The 17,390-nt window shown below is 64.2% G+C and carries 17 protein-coding genes; 16 read left to right on the top strand and 1 reads right to left on the bottom strand.

The features are described 5' to 3' along the window. Positions 1-20: 20 nt before the first annotated feature. Positions 21-743 carry a hypothetical protein gene (locus tag OKA04_RS15735; protein WP_264502140.1) on the bottom strand — a complete coding sequence of 241 codons (723 nt, stop codon included), beginning with the start codon at positions 741-743 and terminating at the stop codon, positions 21-23. Positions 744-887: 144 nt separating this feature from the next. On the opposite strand from OKA04_RS15735, the gene OKA04_RS15740 reads away from it, so the two are divergent. From OKA04_RS15740 to OKA04_RS15810, 16 genes are all read left to right on the top strand, one after another. Further along, a complete protein-coding gene (locus OKA04_RS15740; RefSeq protein WP_264502141.1) occupies positions 888-1,424 on the top strand; it encodes a sigma-70 family RNA polymerase sigma factor in 537 nt (178 codons plus the stop codon). After that, positions 1,421-2,854, top strand: coding sequence for a FecR family protein (locus OKA04_RS15745; RefSeq protein ID WP_264502142.1), 1,434 nt, complete (start codon positions 1,421-1,423; stop codon positions 2,852-2,854). The genes OKA04_RS15740 and OKA04_RS15745 overlap by 4 nt, the downstream gene beginning before the upstream one ends. A gap of 653 nt (positions 2,855-3,507) precedes the next feature. Continuing rightward, positions 3,508-4,299, top strand: a complete 792-nt coding sequence (locus tag OKA04_RS15750) for a hypothetical protein (protein ID WP_264502143.1) — start codon at positions 3,508-3,510, stop codon at positions 4,297-4,299. Next, positions 4,296-5,108: a hypothetical protein gene (locus OKA04_RS15755; protein WP_264502144.1), complete on the top strand. Its 813-nt coding sequence runs from the start codon at positions 4,296-4,298 to the stop codon at positions 5,106-5,108. The genes OKA04_RS15750 and OKA04_RS15755 overlap by 4 nt, the downstream gene beginning before the upstream one ends. Next, on the top strand, positions 5,105-5,278 hold the full coding sequence (locus tag OKA04_RS15760) for a hypothetical protein (RefSeq protein WP_264502145.1): 174 nt from the start codon (positions 5,105-5,107) through the stop codon (positions 5,276-5,278). The genes OKA04_RS15755 and OKA04_RS15760 overlap by 4 nt, the downstream gene beginning before the upstream one ends. Positions 5,279-5,423: 145 nt before the next feature. Next, on the top strand, positions 5,424-5,855 hold the full coding sequence (locus tag OKA04_RS15765; RefSeq protein ID WP_264502146.1) for a hypothetical protein: 432 nt from the start codon (positions 5,424-5,426) through the stop codon (positions 5,853-5,855). Between the two features lie 484 nt (positions 5,856-6,339). Next, positions 6,340-6,846: a GAF domain-containing protein gene (locus OKA04_RS15770; protein WP_264502147.1), complete on the top strand. Its 507-nt coding sequence runs from the start codon at positions 6,340-6,342 to the stop codon at positions 6,844-6,846. A 38-nt stretch (positions 6,847-6,884) separates the two neighbouring features. Further along, positions 6,885-8,261, top strand: coding sequence for a hypothetical protein (locus tag OKA04_RS15775; protein ID WP_264502148.1), 1,377 nt, complete (start codon positions 6,885-6,887; stop codon positions 8,259-8,261). A 187-nt stretch (positions 8,262-8,448) separates the two neighbouring features. Next, complete coding sequence (kaiC, locus tag OKA04_RS15780) at positions 8,449-10,155, top strand: circadian clock protein KaiC (RefSeq protein ID WP_264502149.1); 1,707 nt, start codon at positions 8,449-8,451, stop codon at positions 10,153-10,155. A gap of 3 nt (positions 10,156-10,158) precedes the next feature. Further along, on the top strand, positions 10,159-10,530 hold the full coding sequence (locus tag OKA04_RS15785; RefSeq protein WP_264502150.1) for a circadian clock KaiB family protein: 372 nt from the start codon (positions 10,159-10,161) through the stop codon (positions 10,528-10,530). Next, positions 10,527-10,937, top strand: coding sequence for a circadian clock KaiB family protein (locus OKA04_RS15790; protein ID WP_264502151.1), 411 nt, complete (start codon positions 10,527-10,529; stop codon positions 10,935-10,937). Before OKA04_RS15785 ends, OKA04_RS15790 begins: the two co-directional genes overlap by 4 nt. Before the next feature lie 16 nt (positions 10,938-10,953). Next, entirely contained in the window at positions 10,954-12,648 is a 1,695-nt protein-coding gene (locus tag OKA04_RS15795; RefSeq protein WP_264502152.1) for a hybrid sensor histidine kinase/response regulator, read from the top strand. A 548-nt stretch (positions 12,649-13,196) separates the two neighbouring features. Next, positions 13,197-14,393 carry a tyrosine-type recombinase/integrase gene (locus OKA04_RS15800; protein ID WP_264502153.1) on the top strand — a complete coding sequence of 399 codons (1,197 nt, stop codon included), beginning with the start codon at positions 13,197-13,199 and terminating at the stop codon, positions 14,391-14,393. A gap of 390 nt (positions 14,394-14,783) precedes the next feature. Continuing rightward, positions 14,784-14,993 carry an excisionase family DNA-binding protein gene (locus tag OKA04_RS24775; protein ID WP_425503689.1) on the top strand — a complete coding sequence of 70 codons (210 nt, stop codon included), beginning with the start codon at positions 14,784-14,786 and terminating at the stop codon, positions 14,991-14,993. Positions 14,994-15,156: 163 nt separating this feature from the next. Next, entirely contained in the window at positions 15,157-15,972 is an 816-nt protein-coding gene (locus tag OKA04_RS15805; RefSeq protein ID WP_264502154.1) for a hypothetical protein, read from the top strand. Continuing rightward, positions 15,969-17,357 carry a DnaB-like helicase C-terminal domain-containing protein gene (locus tag OKA04_RS15810; protein WP_264502155.1) on the top strand — a complete coding sequence of 463 codons (1,389 nt, stop codon included), beginning with the start codon at positions 15,969-15,971 and terminating at the stop codon, positions 17,355-17,357. The genes OKA04_RS15805 and OKA04_RS15810 overlap by 4 nt, the downstream gene beginning before the upstream one ends. The last annotated feature ends 33 nt before the right edge of the window (positions 17,358-17,390 follow it).

The raw sequence follows: 17,390 nt of genomic DNA on the forward strand, positions 1-17,390 counted from the left end.
ATGCGGCGTGTAGGATCAGATCAGCGCGCGTTGCTGACGCGGCGGCGCTTGACCAGCAGCAGCGTGCCGAGCGCACCGAGCAGCGCGGCACCGGGCTCTGGCACAGTGGACGCGCCGAAGACATCGATCTCGCGCGGGACGAAGGCACCTGCATTCGTCCCGCCATTCACCTGCAGCGCGGTGAAGCGGATGGCATTCACACCCGTGACATTCAGGCCCGTGAGGGACACCTGCGTCGCCCCTCCGGCGGTGAGCGGCTGGTAATTGATGGTGGCCAGATCGGTGAAGCTGATGCTGCCGACCGGGCGCACCGCGACGGTCCACGCCTGATTGCCAAAGCGGACATCTACCCACGCGGCGATGCTCTGGAGCGAGGTGATGTCGTAGCCCAGGCCATTCGCGCCGCCGCCGAGGTCGTAGGTGGCGGTCGCGCCGACCGTGGTCCAGCCGCCGTCCACGAGATTCCCCGCCGCGGCGAAGGTGGCACCGTGGACGCCATCGGTGAGTTCATTCGGATGGGCTCCATTGGTGAGGTTCCAGCCGGTGATGGCAGGCACCTTGCCATTCAGCAGGTCGGTGCTGCTGACATTCGCGGCGTAGGCGAGCTCGCTGGTGCTATTCACCTCGGAGACGCTGCCGGTGAAGCCATTCAGAAAGGTGACCGCGGCACGGGCCGGTGCGGCGGCGAGGAAGAGCGAGGCGAGTGCGGAGAAAGCGATGCGCGGGGAGCTGTGGTTTTTCATCGGTATCGGGGATTCCTGCGGAGATTCCCGACCTGCCTCCGGCGTTAACGGATTCCTGAGAAAATTTTCACCGCGGAGATTTCCCGGAAAAATCTGTTAACGTCCCGCCTCCATCGGGAATCCTTGCAAAGAGCACAAGACCGCATGGACCCCGAGGACGCCCTGCAAGCCGAGTTTGTCTGCCAGATCGCCCGTCACCAGGCGAGCCTTCACGCCTTCATCATCTCGCTGATGCCCGGCGTGGATGGCGTGGATGACGTGCTGCAGGAGACGAACATGGTGCTGTGGCAGAAGCGCGAGACCTACGAGCCCGGCACGGACTTCCGCGCATGGGCGTGCACCATCGCGCGCTTCAAGGCGATGGCGCACCGGCGGAGGGTGGCGAAGCTCGGCGTGCGCTCCTTCGAGGACGATCTGCTGGAGCTGCTGGCCACGGAGAGCGAGGCCGGGCCGGATGAGCTGGAGGAAAAGCTGCGCGCGCTGGAGAAGTGCCTGGGCCGGCTGGACGAGCCGGAGCGCGGGCTCATCGAGCACCGCTACTACACGGCCACCGGGCTGGAGGACTTCTCGGCGAAGTGCGGCCGCCCGGTGGAGTCGCTGCGCGTCAGCCTCTTCCGCATTCGCGCGGCACTGAGGAAGTGCATCTCCGGGGAAATCGCCATCGCCCACCTGCGCTCATGATGAACCGCCGCGATCTGGAAAGACACCTGCAGGCTTTCTTCGACGGCACGCTGGAGGACGAGCACTTCGCCGCGCTGCAGGAGGTGCTGCGCCGGGACCCGGAGGCGCGCGCGTGCTACCGCGAGTACCTGCACCTGCATCACCTGCTCAGCTTTCGCGCGAAGGGACCGGACCGGCTGCCCGCGGATTTGTTAGAAGAGATCATGCCGCCCGCCCCGCCGGTACGCTTCCCGCGGAGGGGGCGGTGGATGCTGGCCGCCGCCGCGGTGGTGGCACTGCTGGCGACGCTCGCGGGGAGCATGATGGCGTGGCGCCAATCGCAGCGACCGCCGCTGCGCTACACGGCCAGCCCGGGCACGGACATCAGCGTGACCAGCGAACTGGCCCCGACGGGACAGAGGGCACAGGGGCCATTTCTGGAGCCGGGATCGCAGCTCGAGATCGGCGACGGCACCATGGAGCTGGAGTTTTCCTCCGGCGTCCGCGGCATCGTGCGCGGGCCCGCGAGCTTCCGGCTGTATCGGAAGGATCTGCTGGAGCTGGAGCGCGGCACCGCGTGGTTCCACGTGCCGGAAAAGGCGGCGGACTTCAAGGTGAGCACGCCGGACCTGATCCTGAAGGAAACGGGCGCGGAATTCGGCGTGATCGCGGACCCGGCCTTCCTCTCCGAGGTGCATGTCTTCCACGGCAGCATCGAGGCGACGAGCCGCCATGGGCGCCGCACCAGCAAGCGCGTGGGCGCGGGCACGGCGCAGGCGGCGGAGGACACGGGCGAGTGGCAGGAGATCCCGGTGAGGCGCGGGCGCTTCCTGACCAGCCTGCCGGGCGTGGAGCCGGAGTCGAATGTGATCGTGAGCAAGGAATCCAGCCCCGTGGATCGCGCTTATGAGAATGAGGCGAGCGCGGACGACCTGCTCACGGGCATCGTCCCGCTGACCACCGGCTGGAAGCTGCAGAACAACGCGAGCCCGCTGGAGCTGACCGATGGCATCCACGGCGCGGGCTTTCAGAAAGTGCAGGGCGACATGGTGCAGGGCGCGTGGACCACGGTAGGTGCCACCGCCGAGTATCGGCTCGGCATCGGCCCGAACGGTGCCGGATACAACATCACCATGATCCGCTCGCTGGCGGATTGGGAGAATGTCGGCTTTGGCAACCAGGCATGGACCATGGAGGTGAAGCCGGTGGGCCGCGACTGGATGCCGCTGGCGTCCGTCGTTTACGATCCCTTGCCAGCGCAGCTCACCAGCGGCGGCTCGACGAAGGTCACGGTGACCGGCAAGGACGGTCGCCTCGCGCAGGGAATCGAGGCCATCAAGGTAACCGCCGGCCGCGTCCCCGGGTCCGTGCAGCACGGGTTCGTCTGGCGCGAGCTCGATGTCTTCGGCGCCCCCGCGGACGTGCCGGTCACGGGCAGCGGGAGGGAGTAGGGCGGAGATCGGAGGACGGAGATCAGATGTCGGATGTCGGAGATCAGAAATTTGAGATCTGAGATTTGAGATTTGAGATTTAAGATTGTAGATCGCGGATCTGCTGGAATCAGAGGCGCAGCCTCCCTGGGAGCGCCGCTCATCAGACCGGCCCGAAGCCATCTCGCCGCGGGCCACACCCCAAAGGCCGAAGCCGCCCTCCAAAGTGGTCCGCACCGCTCCGCGTACGGCGAAGCAGTTCTGGAGGCGCGCCTCGTATAGTGGCTTCGGAGCGGTCGGTTTTGCCAAGAAGCCTGCTTCAAGGAGCGGCGTGCTTTCATGCGAGTGACGATCGCGGATCTCTTCACCTACTTCCCTACCGATGCACCGCACGCGGAGCGATGCGGACCACGATGGCACGGGGTGATGGCGGGCTGTTAGACGGTGCTCGGGCGGAATGAATTCCGCGTTCCCAGTGGGGGGCGATGCGGGCTTTTCACGGAGATGTTTTGGAGCAATTGGGGAGACGAGCGGGGCGCGGGGTGAGGCGGGCCGGTCTGATGACCGGCGCTCCCAGGGCTGGCGATCCCCCACCCCTCCCCTTCTCAAAGTCAGGGCCAAGTTTTCACCCGCGGTTCATTCCGCATTCACGGTGAGGGATTTCCCTCCGCATCGTGATCCGCCGCCTGCTGCAACCGCAAGCCGACCTGCTCGATGACCCGACGCCGGGGAAGATCGCGCGGATCGCGGGCCTCGCGGCATTGTCACTCGCGGCGTATGGCTTCACCACAGGCTACTGGCGCTCGCCGGTGATGGGCCTGTATGTGGCGGTGAAGATGCCGCTGCTCGTCGCCTGCACGCTGTGCTGCAATGGCATCCTGAATGGCCTGCTGGGCATCCTGCTCGGCGGGCTCGGCTTCCGCCAATCGCTGCTGGCGCTGCTCAGTGCCTTCGCCGCTTCCGCGCTGATGCTCGGCTCGCTGGCCCCGGTGACGCTGATGCTCGCGCTGGATGCGCCGCCGCCGGATTCCCCTCAGGCGGGAGCGGCGCACTCGGGCTACCTGCTCTTCCATGTCTTCCTCGTGGCGCTCGCGGGCATCGCCGGGACGCTCACGCTGCATCGCATCCTGCGCCAGCGTTGCCCCTCCCCCGGCGTGGCGACGCTGACGATGCTCGCGTGGCTGGCGGGGAATGGATTCCTCGGCGCGCAATTCTCCTGGATCCTGCGGCCCTTCTTCGGCTCGCCGCGGCTGGAGGTCGCCTTCTTCCGGCCGGACCCCATGAATGGCAGCTTCTACGAGGCGGTGTGGCTCGCGCTCGACCGCAGCACCGGCGGGAATGCCGCCCTCGCCATCGCCGGACTCCTCGCCGCCCTCGCGCTCATCGCATGGCCGGTGGTCCGCACGCTCCATCCACGGAACCAATCTCCAACCCGCAATCTAACAGAAACCACCACGAGACCATGAGCCAGGACAACACGCCACCGCCCCACCACTGGTATGCGCCGGGAAATGCCGCGCCGCCACCGTCATCCCCGCCGCCCGCGGGTCAACGCATCGAGCCGGAACTGCCGGACAAGCTCGACCTGCGCTCGCTCTTCGAGGCGCTGCTGCGCAGCCCGCGCGCCTTGGTGCGGCGGCTCGCGACGCCGGGCCACGGGGCATTCGTGCCCTTCCTCGCGATCGCCATCCTGTCGCTCGTCGTCTTTGGCGCGGTGCTCGGCAGCTTCGCGATGGGCACGCAGATGTGGGCGGCGCCGCTGAAGATCACCGGCGGGCTGGTGATCGCCGGGCTCATCTGTTTCCCGAGCCTCTACATCTTCTCCTGCCTCGCGGGGTCGCAGGCCGGGGCATCGCAGCTCGCAGCCACGCTGGCGGGCATGCTCGCGCTGACGGGGCTGCTGCTGCTGGGCTTCGCGCCCGCGGTGTGGATCTTCACACAGGCGACGGATTCGCTCGGCTTCATGGGCGTGCTTTCGCTGCTCGCGTGGTTCGTGGCGCTCATTTTCGGCTTCCGCTTCCTGGGCGATGCCGTGGCGAGCACGGGCGCGGTGGCGAAGGGGCCCTTCAGCGTGTGGGGCATCATCTTCCTGCTCGTGACGCTGCAAATGACCACCTCGCTCCGGCCCATCCTCGGGCGCGACTCGAAGCTGCTGACGAACGAGAAGAAGTTCTTCGTCCAGCACTGGATCGAGTCCGCCGGCAAGACGCTCGACAACAAGTCCACGCCGCCGACCACCTCCGCATCCACCACCCCCGGCTCGGGCTCGCGATGAAGCCGCAATCCCCGCCACCGACACCGCGTGTGAAAACCAAGCGCATCCCCGAGGCCACGCACGCCAAGTCCGCGCGAAAGCCACGCATGCGCCAGGCGGTGGTGCCGAGGGTGCACAAAGTGAAGGAAGACCGGCTCTTCGAGGAACTGCGGGAAGAGCTGGGACTCTAACAGCTCGTGGCGGGTGGTGAACGATGCGGACCTTTTCTCGGGGATCATCGGTCCGGTATCGTGGCCCGCATCGCTCCGCGTGCGGCGAAGTGATATGGTGGCCCCCTCCTCCTTTGAAACCCGATCAAAGCCGAACAGAAGACCCATGATGAAGACCTCCGAAATCCAGTGTTTCACGAAGGCGTGGCTGCGCTCCTTCCGGCCGACCATCGCAATGCTCGCTTGCCTGCTATCCAGCAGTTGCGATCCGGGAAAGAAGTGGTCGAGCGGGGATTACGCCGTTTATTCGATTGGCTCCATCGAGGACCAACAGCTTGGCAGGGAGGTCGACAGTGGAAACTACATCGGGCGTGTCGAAGCAACGGTGATCGCCGCGGGTGCCGATGACACGTGGATCGTGGCAGCAAGGAAAGGACCCGATGGAAGCCGGTTGTTCTACTATTTCATGAAGTCGCGGGACGACGGGTTCATGAATGGCGAGGATCTCGTGGAAGGCCCGTTTGACGAAGCGGAGTTTGCGAAAAGGAAGCGGGAATACGCTTTGCCTGAGCTGCAATATTTTTACGGTGGTTCTTAATGGCACCACCATCGAGGAGCCGGGCAGAGACTTGTGACTAGGCGAGGCTGAAGTGCGCCGGTCCGGCAACGTGGTCCGCATCGCTCCGCGTGCGGCGAAGCAGTGATGACGGCGGGCTTTGTTATTGAGGCTTCGGGAAGCCGGTTTTTTCCGAGGGAGAGCTTTTGCCGGTGGCTTGCTTGCAGGCGGGTGATGGTGGCGGGCTTCATCGCTGGCTTCCCTACCGGTGCACCGCACGCGGAGCGATGCGGACCACGATGGCACCCGGTTTCCATCCGCAGTCGGAGACCACTCGGGCCGGTCTATTGACCGGCGCTCCTAGGGGCTGGCGCCCTGGCGGGCCACGATGGCACGGGGTGATGGCGGGCTGTTAGATGCTGATCGGGCGGAATGAATTCCGCGTTCCCAGTCGGGGCGATGCGGACATTCACCTTCATCTCCAGCTTGAAAACTCCCGCTCCCGGTCTATCGCTCCGGGGCCGTGATGGAACTCCCCGCTTGCTCGAATACCGACCGCCTGGAGGCGCTGCGCCGCTATGACATCCTCGATTCGCCGAAGGAGGAGGAATTCGAAAAGCTCGTCCGCCTGGTGACGGAGCTCTTCGATGTCCCGATCGCGGCCATCAGCTTCGTCGATGAGCACCGGCAGTGGTTCAAGGCGGAGGTGGGCCTCTATTGCAGGGAGACGCCGCTGACGTGCTCGATCTGCGCGCATGCCGTGGAGTCGGGGAAGGAGCTCTTCGTGGTGCGCGACGCGAGCTGCGACCTGCGCACGACGGTGAATCCCGCGGTGACCGGCTCGCCGCACATCCGCTTCTACGCCGGGGCGGTGATGCGTTCGCCGGACGGCCACGCGCTCGGCACGCTGCTCATCGTGGACCGCAAGCCCCGCGAGCTGACCGAGGTGGAGGGCCGCCTGCTCCGCACCCTCGCGCGCCACGTGGTGCTGCTCGTGGAGGCCCGGCTTGGTACATCTGCGGCGGGGAATTAGGCATCGCCACCGCGGGGCGGGCCGTTAGGTTCGGCGGCATGAGTCGATATTTTCGCGCGGGTCTCGGTGTGCTCGGTCTTTGCCTCATCTCGCCGGGGGCGGCGGTGACGGTGGAGAATTTCAAGCCGGAGGAGACGGTGCGGCATTCCGTGATCCTGATCCGCGGGACCTCGACGGAGGGGAAGGATGTCAGCGTGAAGCTCACCGCTGCCGACGGCACGACCACCGCCACGCCGGCGATGGCAGCCGGCGGGAAATACAAGGCGCTGGTCGAGCTGTCCTCGGGCGTGAACAAGCTGGAGCTGACCGACACGGGTGCCAGCGAGGCCGCGAGCCTGACGGTGACCTACCAGCCGATGACGAATCCGCATCACGTGCGGCTCATCTGGCTGACGGACAGCAGCGGCGCGACGGACTACGCGGCCCCCGAGGATGGCTTCCCGCAGAACTACGAAGCGCGCGTGCGCACCGCGGCGCTGCTGATGCAGTGCTTCACGGCGGAGCGCATGCACGAGCTGGGCTACGGCCGCCGGACCTTCGCGCTGAAGACCGATGAGAATGGCAAGGTGAAGGTGGAAACCATCAAGTCCCCGCACTCCCGCGAGTACTACCATGGCCAGAAGGACGACCAGCGCTTCTGGAGGGAGACGTATCAATTCCTCAACACCGACCACGCCGATCCCACGGCGAAGAACCTGGTGCTGGCCGCCTTCACGCGGAAGGACCCGGCGACCGGCCGGATGCTGGCGCACACGGCGCTCGGCGGGGGAAACCTGGGGCTCTTCGGTAGCGCGTCCGTCTTCTCGTGGCCGGACTCGCTGGCAAACGTGCAGGCGAGCTTCACCGATGGACGCCGCGTGGATGCCACCCGCGTGCATGACGACAGCGCCGGGCGCAATACCTGGTGGGCGCTCGCCTCGACCACGCTGGGCGCAACTCTGCACGAGATGGGCCACACCTTCGACCTGCCGCACTGCAAGGACCCGCGCTGCATCATGACGCGCGGCTTCGACGGGCTGAACCGCTTCTTCACCTTCTCCGAGCCGTGGCCAAACCGTCCCGCGGGCACTTTCCGCCCGGAGGAGGAGGCGTGGTTCGCGCCGGTGAGCGCGTCCTTCCTGAGGTGGAATCCATGGTTCCAGCCGGACGCACCGCGGCAGCCGGACGGCAAGCCGGAGATCCGCCACCTGGCCGAGCAGCAGTCCGTGGAAATCACCGCGCCCGCGGGCGTGCGCGTGCTCGGCTTCTGGGAGGGCGATGACATCCGCACCTTCCGCGAGTTCCGCGACGAGGCACCGGCGAAGGTGACGATGACCCGCGAGGAGATCCGGAAGCTGGTGGGCGAGCATCAGGTGACCCGCATTTCCGCGATGGACGATGCCGGACGGACCGCGGCGATCCCGCTGAAATTCTGAGGCTCTGGCCTTCCCCCGGCGGCTGGGGAGGACTCCCAGCGGGGGCGTGGAAAAACTTCCGGGACGTGCATCAAGTTGCCTTGCAAACGGGTGCAGCGGGGCGGAGGATTGTGCGTTAGAACCTGACGACACCGACTCCTGCGGTGCGCGTCGGGCCAGGCCATTTCCTTCCTCATAGCCCCGCTCCATGCACGCCCACGCTCCTGAAGAAAAGCTCGTCCCGCACCGCCTGGTCAAGGCACCCACCGGCATCAAGGGCTTCGACGAGATCACGCTGGGCGGCCTGCCCGCGGGTCGCCCGACGCTGGTGTGCGGCTCGGCGGGCTGCGGCAAGTCGCTCTTCGCCTCGGAATTCCTCGTCCGCGGCATCCGCGAGTTTGGCGAGCACGGCGTGCTGATCACCTTCGAGGAGACGCCGGTGGACATCATCACGAATGTCGATTCGCTCGGTTGGGACATCCCCGGTCTGGTGAACGAGGGGAAGCTGGCGCTGGACCACGTGGTGGTGGACCGCCAGGCGATGGACGAGAATGGCGACTACGATCTGGAGGGCCTCTTCGTCCGCCTGCAGCTCGCGATCGAGTCCGTGAATGCGAAGCGCGTGGTGCTGGACACGATCGAGACGCTCTTCGCCGGCTTCAGCAACCAGACAGTTCTGCGCGCGGAGCTGCGCCGCCTCTTTGACTGGCTGAAGGACCGCGGGATGACCACGGTGATCACGGGCGAGCGCGGCGATGGCCAGCTCACGCGGCAGGGGCTGGAGGAGTATGTCTCGGACTGCGTGGTGCTGCTGGACCACCGCGTGGTGGGCCAGATCTCGACGCGGCGGATGCGCGTGGTGAAGTACCGCGGCTCCGCCCACAGCGCGAACGAGTTCCCCTTCCTGATCGACTCCGAGGGGATGTCGGTGCTGCCGATCACGGCGACATCGATGGACTACGATGTCTCCGACAAGCGCCTGCCTACGGGCGTGGCGGCGCTGGATGAGATGCTGGGCGGCGGCTACTATGAAGGTAGTTGCATCCTGCTGAGCGGGTCCTCCGGCACGGGCAAGTCCACGCTGGCGGCGCACCTGGCGGAGAAGACCTGCCAGGAGGGGAAGCGCTGCCTTTACTTCTCCTTCGAGGAAAGCCCGAAGCAGATCGTGCGGAACATGCGCTCGATCGGCCGGGAGTTGCAGCCGCACCTGGACAGCGGGCTGCTGCAGATCGCCTCTTCGCGTCCGACGGCCTACGGCCTGGAGATGCACCTGGTGAAGATGCACAAGGCCGTGCTGGAATTCGCACCCGACGTGGTGATCGTCGATCCGATCTCGAATCTGAATACCGCGGCGACGTCCGAGGAGAGCACACAGATGCTGCTGCGCCTGGTGGACCTGCTGCGGGCAAAAGGCATCACCACCCTCCTCATCAGCCTGGTACAGGGAAGCGGTGCCGGGCTGGAGACCAGCGGCGAGAATCTCAGCTCGATGGTGGATACCTGGCTGCTGGTGCGCGACGTGGAGTCCTACGGCGAGCGGAACCGCGTGCTCTACGTGCTGAAGTCGCGCGGGATGCGCCACTCGAACCAGCTCCGCGAATTCCTCATCACCAGCGAGGGCGTGGACCTCATCCCCGCCTACCTGGGCTCGGAGGGCGTGCTGACCGGCTCCGCCCGCCTGGCGCAGCAGCAGCGCGAGGCGGTGACCGCCGCCGTGGAGTCCGACCTGCAGCGGATGAACCGCCTGAAGCTGGAGCAAAAGAAACGCGCGCTGGACGCCCAGATCGAGGTGCTGCGCGCCGAGCACCTGGCCGCGCAGGAGGAGCTGGAGCGCATGACCAGCGACCAGCGGACGCGCGACGACGTGACCGCCTCCGACTCCGCCGCCATGAACCTGAGCCGCAACCGCCAATAATCCATGAGCACGGACGACCCGACCCGACCGCCGGATGCCCCGGGCATCCCCCATGAGAACGGGAACGGCCACCAGCCATGGGAGCTGATGCTCTTCGTGGCCGGCCAGAGCCCGAAATCCGTGATGGCGTATGCGAACCTGCGGAAGGCCTGCGACCACTACCTGCCCGGCCGCTACCGCATCGAGCTGGTGGATTTGACACGCGGACAAGCGTCGCTTGCAAAGCAGTACCAGGTGGTCGCTATTCCCACCTTGATCCGGAAACAGCCGGACCCCCAGAAGCGGATCATCGGCAGCCTCTCTGACATCCAGCGACTTGTAAACGACCTCGATCTCGGCTCGCCGATCCTGAACCCTCCTTCCACTCCATCATGATTCCAGAAATCCAGAGCGACGCGGCCGATGGCGGCTCCGACGGCGCTCCATCGGCCAGTGATCTGGCGAAGCTGGAATTTGACCGGCTGATCAGCGGATCGCCGGACGAGTCCTTTTACAAGATGACGCTCTTCGTCACCGGCCACACGGCGAAGTCCATCCTGGCGGTGGCCACGGTGAGAAAGCTGTGCGAGGAGCATCTGGCCGGTCGCTACGAGCTGGAGGTGGTGGACATCTACCAATCCCCGGAGCGCCTGGCGGGCGACCAGATCGTGGCCGCGCCGACGCTCTTCAAGCGCGAGCCGGTGCCGGAGCAAAAGGTGGTGGGAAATCTCCACGACCGCGAGCGCGTGCTGATGGCGCTGAACCTTAAAACCCGGCCCGAGGTCAACTGGGCAGAACTCTGAAGCCAGAAGCAGAACCATGAGTGCCAACGGCCTGAACGCCGCCTCCCCTGCCGCCGACGCCCCGCCGAATCACCAGTGGGTGAACCGGGCGGAAATGGAAACCCTGCGCCAGAAGCTGCGCGAGGTGCAGGAAACGCTGGATGCCATCCAGTCCGGCGACGTGGATGCGGTGGTGGTGAGCGGTGACCATGGCAGCCAGATCTACACGCTGAGCGGCGCGGAGGAGCCCTACCGGATCTACGTGGAGCAGATGCGCGAGGGCGCGGTGACGGCCACGGAGGGCGGGATGGTGCTGTATTGCAACAAGCGCTTCGCGGACTTCGTGGGGCTGCCGCTGGAGCGCGTGATCAGCGCGGGTGTGGCGGATTTCCTGCGACCCGGCGTGTGGGAGGAGATCGTGCGCGGGCTGGCGGACAGTGATTTCGTGAAGACGGAGACGGAGATCGCCCATGGCGCGGGCGTGCTACCGGTGCTGATCACCGGCAGCCGCGTCGCCACCACGGAGGACCCGGTGTTGTGCCTGGTGGTGACGGACCTCTCCGCGCAAAAGGAGAAGGAGCGCCTCACGCTGGCGAACGAGGTGGCCGAGGCGGCGAACCGCGCGAAGGACTCCTTCCTCGCGGTGCTGAGCCACGAGCTGCGCACGCCGCTGACCCCGGCACTGATGGGCACCTATCTTCTGGAGGAGGACGCCACGCTCGGCCCGCAGGCAAAGGAGCTGGTGAAGATGATCCGCAAGAACGTGGAGGTAGAGACCCGCCTCATCGATGACCTGCTGGACCTGACGCGCGTGACCGAGGGGAAGATCCAGCTCCGCAAGGAACTGGTGGACCTTCACCACGTGGTGGCCGAGGCCGTGAAGGTCTGCGCCCCGGGCCTGGTGGAGCAGTCGCAGACGATCACACAGGACCTTCAAGCCACATCATCTCAGATCCACGGGGACCCGGTGCGGATCCAGCAGATCCTGTGGAACCTGATTCGCAATGCCAGCAAGTTCAGCCGGCCCGGGACCGCCATCGCCATCCGCTCGTGGAATGATGCGAATGGGAACGTGCAGGTTTCCGTGCAAGACCAGGGCATCGGCATCGAGCCGCAGATCATGGCGAAGCTCTTCAAGCCCTTCGAGCAAGGGGGCGAGGACATGACGCGGAAGTTCGGCGGGCTCGGCCTCGGGCTGGTGATCAGCAAGTCGCTGGCGGAGCTGCACGAGGGCGGACGGATCGAGGCGCACAGCCCGGGCAAGGACCAGGGCAGCACTTTCACGCTGCGCTTCCGTACGTCCTCCGCGACGCCGCGCGAGGAGGTGACGAGCCGCACCGAGATGCCTGCAAAGGCGCGCGTGCTCGTGGTGGAGGACAATCGCGACGCGCGCATGGCCGTGGTGCTGTGGCTGCGCACGCTGGAGTACGAGGTGACGGAGGCAGATTGCGTGGCGACCGCGCTCCAGCTCGCCGGGACGCGCGAATTTGACATCCTGATCAGCGACATCGGCCTGCCGGATGCGACTGGCTACGAGCTGATGTCCGGGCTGCGCGGCAAGGGCATCATCGGCATCGCCATGAGCGGCTACGGCCAGCATGACGACGTGGAGAAGTCGAAGGAAGCAGGCTTCTCCGACCACCTCATCAAACCGGTGGCACCGAAGACTCTGGAGAGCGCACTGGCAGCGGCATTGAAGCGGTCGAAGGCGGGTGCCGGTGTGGTCGGTTAGGCGCAGCCCTTTGCGAAAGCCCCCCCTGGGAGCGCGCGGCCACTGGCCCGCTTGGACAGCCGTGGAACCTCGGGTAAAAGCTGCTCACACGAGATCATCAGGAAGCGGGCATGCATGGTCGCTTCGCCGAACTATCCAAGCGAGCCGGTGGCACGCGCTCCCAGCGGGCCGCTCCGTGGAAAGCGGCTTTTGCCCGGAGTTCGCCGGTCTGTCCAAGCCGGCTGAAGCCAGCGCTCCCGGCTTTGCCGATCCGGCGCGTTCCGGATTACCTTCCGGGATGACTCCCAAACCACTTCACTGAATCACCACCCAAATACCTTCCAGAATCCACCCCCAACAAAAAATCCCGAGGCCTTTCAGCTTCGGGACTCATTGACTAACAAAAGCGTGCGCGCGAGAGGACTCGAACCTCCACGGGGTTGCCCCCACTAGAACCTGAATCTCGTGAAGAAATCACAAGCCACTGTGCTTTAACCGCATCAGAAAAGCGATTTAACCCATTTTAGGGGTTTTCTGGACTTTGGATGCGATAAATGCACCATCTTGGCATGCCTCGAACCCCCTCATTCAAGGTCAGGGACACCCCGAAAGGATGGCTCCTGCATATCCCGGCCAGCCTTTCCGACACCGGCAAACTCCAGCGAAGATACTTCTCCACAAGGGATCTGGCCACGGCTGAGGCGAAGAAGGTCAGAAATGACTATCGTGCCCACGGAGAGCAGGCGTCCGTGCTCCCTCCGAGAGTCGCAGACGATGCTGTTGCTGCTCTTCGTGTTCTGGAGCCGACGGGAGCAACCCTCTTGGAGGCGGCCAGATCCTATCTGAAAATGTGGGCAGCGCGGAATTCGTCACAGCTCCTTGGAGACGCCGTCATTGCTTTCACCACCGCGAAAGCAGAGACGATCCGTGAGGAAACAGCCAAGAGCTACGCCTACACTCTCGAGAGGACCATGAGCTCGCTCCACGAGTCGGTGCTTGCCGACGTCACCACGGAGGATCTCGCTTCGATTCTGTCCGAGAAAAAACCGACAGCTCGGGCGATGCACATTCGGAATCTCCGCGTGTTCTGGCGGTGGGCCTGCAAGGAGCCCAGGCAATGGGCAACGATGGCCCCTGTAGATGCTTTGGAATTTCGGAAAGAAGCTGGCGAGGCTGACATCATTTCATTGAGCGCAGCGGAGGTGAAAGCCCTGCTGAAGGCGGCTGAGGAATTCCGCCCAGAGGCTGCTATCGCATTCGCGGTTTCCATTTTCGGTGGAGTTAGATCCAAAGAACTAACACGGCTGACATGGGCGAGCGTGCTAGAAGATCACATCGAGATCGGCCGCTCCGTTGCTAAAAAGCATGCGCGCCGACTTGTTCCGATATGTCCCACCTTAAGGGCCTGGCTTGATGCCTACCGCGGAGACGCTGGAGCAGAGGATCTCCTCACTGGCGGGAACTGGCGTTCAGTTTCGTGCGCGGTTCGGCGATTGGCGGGCTGGGCGGTGGAATCCAAACTGCTCCAGCATCCACCTTCACCAAGTCGCGGTGCATGGCCTGCGAACGGATGCCGCCACACCTGCGCATCCGTCCAAGTCGCGATCGGAACGCCACTTGAAGACCTCACCTTCAAGTTTGGTCACACGGGAGGCCATGATGTGCTGAGAAAGCACTACGTTGCCCGCATGAGCAAAAAGGAAGCCCTCGAAATCCTTTCAACAGGTCCTAACGGGACAGTAGTTTCATTGGTCAGTGTGGCCTAAGATCGCTGGCGGGCCAGCCTGTCAGGTTTTTGACGTCTTCCTCCACGACAAAAAAACATCCGCAAGTTGCTGCTTATAAAATTGTTACAATCACCCGCAATTCTCCGAACGGTTTTGGTGCGACACGGAATAGGACAGCCCATCGAGAAGTGGACCGGCAACTATTGCCGGTTTCGGAACTGCCACACCGTGGGAAAATAACGACATAAGTTATTGGAGACCAATTACATCCAATTATTTCAGGAGACCCATGTGATCCCGGTGGCGCTCCAATTAGCGGCAATCCGGTCAGACGCATTTCTAATGCTAATGGACTACAGTGCGATTTTCGGGGGGGCCAGTGGCGTCTGTCGTAAACTAGGTTAAACGGATTAAATAGGTGAGCACGTTATGAGTGCTCCAGTATTCAATCCGCGGCGGGCAACGCCGCGCCAGCTCGCCGATCACCTAAGCACTTCCGTTCCCACGGTCCTCTCTTGGCACCATGCCGGCATCATTCCTGCCGTTGTGTCTGAAGGTAGGGTTTATCGCTTCGATCTTGAGGCGGTGGATCAAGCCTTGGCCCACAGGGCGCAGATGAAGAAAGGCGGTGCCGCATGAGCGGGCCGCCCGGGAAACGAAGCGGCCCGCCCGCGTTGCCGCAGACAGGCCGCCCTCAGTCGTCGTTGACCGGAAGCTGCCCCACAAAAGCGGAACCCGCAACGGGTGCGAGTGGCCCCCAACGGGCGCGTATCCCGCTCACGGTGGAGGTGCCCGGATGATCGTGGATCCTGATTTCCCCGACCACTGGAAAACCCGGATGGTGGTGGATGCTTTGGGCGGTGACGAGGCGGCTCCCGTCTATCTGATTCGCTTGTGGGGACACTGCCAGAACCGGAAGACGGCCAGTTTCGACAACCTGCCGGCTGAGGCTCTGAAAGCGGTGTGCCGTTACCCAGGCAGCGCATCAGATATCGAGCGAGCGCTCACTGTCGCCGGCTTTATCGGGCGAGAGGGAGCCGTGCTCATGGTCGTCGGATGGGCCGAATACAATGCCTCGCTGATCGCCAATTGGACCAATGGAAAGAAGGGCGGACGGCCGCCAAAGAACCATCGTAATATGACCGGAGATAACCCATCGGAAACCCATGGGTTTCCCATCGATAACCCGTCATCAACCCATCGGGAACCGATAAGAGAAGAGAAGATAGGAGAAGAGAAGAAACCCCCTGTAGTCCCCCGAGGGGACGGGGCGGTGGCCAGTCGTGAAGCCGAGACGAGAGATCGATGCCTGCCAGACCGCTGGAGAAACATCCCCAAGGGCGAGCGCAACCGGGTGAAGTGCCTGCGAAACACTCCACTCATGCAACGCATTGGCGGGTGGTTCAACCGACGCCCTGACACGATCTGGACGCTTTCGGAGGGTATCGCGCTTTTCGAGATCAAGCCACCTGAGGAAGACGTCGAACTACTGGAATCGTGGTATCTGGCCTCCGATGTCGGGGACCGCGACATCCGCCGCCGTGACCTTCTCACGCTCCTGAACAATTGGACCATCGACCTGGACCGCGCCCGTCTCTGGCGCTCAGAAATCCCATGAACGCAGACCACGAAATCCGACAATTGCCCCATGCCCTCGGTCCGGAGAAGTCCGTGCTGTCGAGCCTCTTCAAAGGGGATTGGACCCTGGAAGAAAGCCCGCTGCCGATCCATGCGGAACTCTTTTACCTGCCGGCGCATCGCATCCTTTTCGAGGACTTCGCAAGCGCCGGTAAGACATGGGAACTCGTTTCCACCTGCCAGCGTCTTCACGACAACGAAGCGCTCGACCTGGTAGGCGGGCCCGCCGGCCTCACCGACGTTTTCACCTACGCCCCGAATGGGCACCACTTCGTTCAACACTTGGAAATGCTCCGAGACCGCCACGCGCGCCGACTGGCTATTGCGGCCGCCACCGGAGCCATGGAGGCTGCTTACGACTGCTCCGATGGCGACAGCTACCTCCAGGCCCTCAGTGGGCCGGTTACTGCAGTTTTCGATGCCGCCGCCGCGGTGGAGGCACCTCGTGACACGAAGGCCTTGGCCCGCGAATTCCTCGCATCCTACGAGCGCCGGCTGAATGGCGAAGAGGTCGCCATGGGAATCCCGTTCGGAATCCCGGAGATAGATCACAATCTCCGCGGCATTCATCCCGGCCACTTCGGTATCATCTCCGGGCGATCTGGGGGCGGGAAATCGACCCTCGCAACCCAGATAGCGAGCAACCTGGCCACCGACAGCGTGCCGACGCTTTACCTGCCCCTTGAACGAGGTGACGTGTCGATTTTCGAACGATCGGTGATCCAGCAAGCCGGCGTGCATCACGGGGTCGTCAAGGACCCACGCGGCCACGCCAGCATGGACGGCAGGACAAAGCCGCTGGTGGAAGAGCTGAGGGCGGTCCGCGGGGCCGTGGAGAGGATCACGCATCATCTCTTTGTCCGGAAGCCCCCGAATCGGCGACTTGCCACCATCGTTGCGGAGATCCGCCGCTATCATCGTCGTCATTCTATCAAGGTCGCTTTCGTCGATCACATCGCGCTCATCCGCGGGGAACGGGTGAAGGGGGACACCGGAGAGGCAGAGTTGCGCGGGATCTCGAACACCCTTCAGGAACTCGGCCACGAGCTCGGCATCTGCATCGTGGTGCTCTCACAAGTCACCGAAGATGCCGATACCAAAGGGGCGCGAGCGATCGAGGAAGATGCCGACTGGTGGCTCCACATCGCACAGGAGCGGGACAAGAAGAAAGAGAACTACGGGGAGCACCTTTACGTGCTGATTGCCAAGGACAGCCACAATTCCAAGACGGGCGAGCGCCTGCCGCTGATCCTAAACAAGGGCAATCTCCGCTTCGTGCACGGCTTCCCGGCACCCCAGGACGAACCTGTTAGAAAAGGCCGATTCCAACCCCAGTTCCCGGGTCACAAGCCGCCGAAATCGTGAAGGGGTAATCACCATTTTCCCCCGCCTACACGG

This window comes from Luteolibacter flavescens (genome assembly GCF_025950085.1).
GTDB classification, from domain to species: domain Bacteria; phylum Verrucomicrobiota; class Verrucomicrobiia; order Verrucomicrobiales; family Akkermansiaceae; genus Haloferula; species Haloferula flavescens.

Bases quoted from the DNA above. Each gene is read 5' to 3' on its own strand.
- OKA04_RS15735 (WP_264502140.1), bottom strand. From the start codon at position 743: ATGAAAAACCACAGCTCCCCGCGCATCGCTTTCTCCGCACTCGCCTCG.
- OKA04_RS15740 (WP_264502141.1), top strand. From the start codon at position 888: ATGGACCCCGAGGACGCCCTGCAAGCCGAGTTTGTCTGCCAGATCGCC.
- OKA04_RS15745 (WP_264502142.1), top strand. From the start codon at position 1,421: ATGATGAACCGCCGCGATCTGGAAAGACACCTGCAGGCTTTCTTCGAC.
- OKA04_RS15755 (WP_264502144.1), top strand. From the start codon at position 4,296: ATGAGCCAGGACAACACGCCACCGCCCCACCACTGGTATGCGCCGGGA.
- OKA04_RS15760 (WP_264502145.1), top strand. From the start codon at position 5,105: ATGAAGCCGCAATCCCCGCCACCGACACCGCGTGTGAAAACCAAGCGC.
- OKA04_RS15765 (WP_264502146.1), top strand. From the start codon at position 5,424: ATGATGAAGACCTCCGAAATCCAGTGTTTCACGAAGGCGTGGCTGCGC.
- OKA04_RS15770 (WP_264502147.1), top strand. From the start codon at position 6,340: ATGGAACTCCCCGCTTGCTCGAATACCGACCGCCTGGAGGCGCTGCGC.
- OKA04_RS15775 (WP_264502148.1), top strand. From the start codon at position 6,885: ATGAGTCGATATTTTCGCGCGGGTCTCGGTGTGCTCGGTCTTTGCCTC.
- kaiC (WP_264502149.1), top strand. From the start codon at position 8,449: ATGCACGCCCACGCTCCTGAAGAAAAGCTCGTCCCGCACCGCCTGGTC.
- OKA04_RS15785 (WP_264502150.1), top strand. From the start codon at position 10,159: ATGAGCACGGACGACCCGACCCGACCGCCGGATGCCCCGGGCATCCCC.
- OKA04_RS15790 (WP_264502151.1), top strand. From the start codon at position 10,527: ATGATTCCAGAAATCCAGAGCGACGCGGCCGATGGCGGCTCCGACGGC.
- OKA04_RS15795 (WP_264502152.1), top strand. From the start codon at position 10,954: ATGAGTGCCAACGGCCTGAACGCCGCCTCCCCTGCCGCCGACGCCCCG.
- OKA04_RS15800 (WP_264502153.1), top strand. From the start codon at position 13,197: ATGCCTCGAACCCCCTCATTCAAGGTCAGGGACACCCCGAAAGGATGG.
- OKA04_RS24775 (WP_425503689.1), top strand. From the start codon at position 14,784: ATGAGTGCTCCAGTATTCAATCCGCGGCGGGCAACGCCGCGCCAGCTC.
- OKA04_RS15810 (WP_264502155.1), top strand. From the start codon at position 15,969: ATGAACGCAGACCACGAAATCCGACAATTGCCCCATGCCCTCGGTCCG.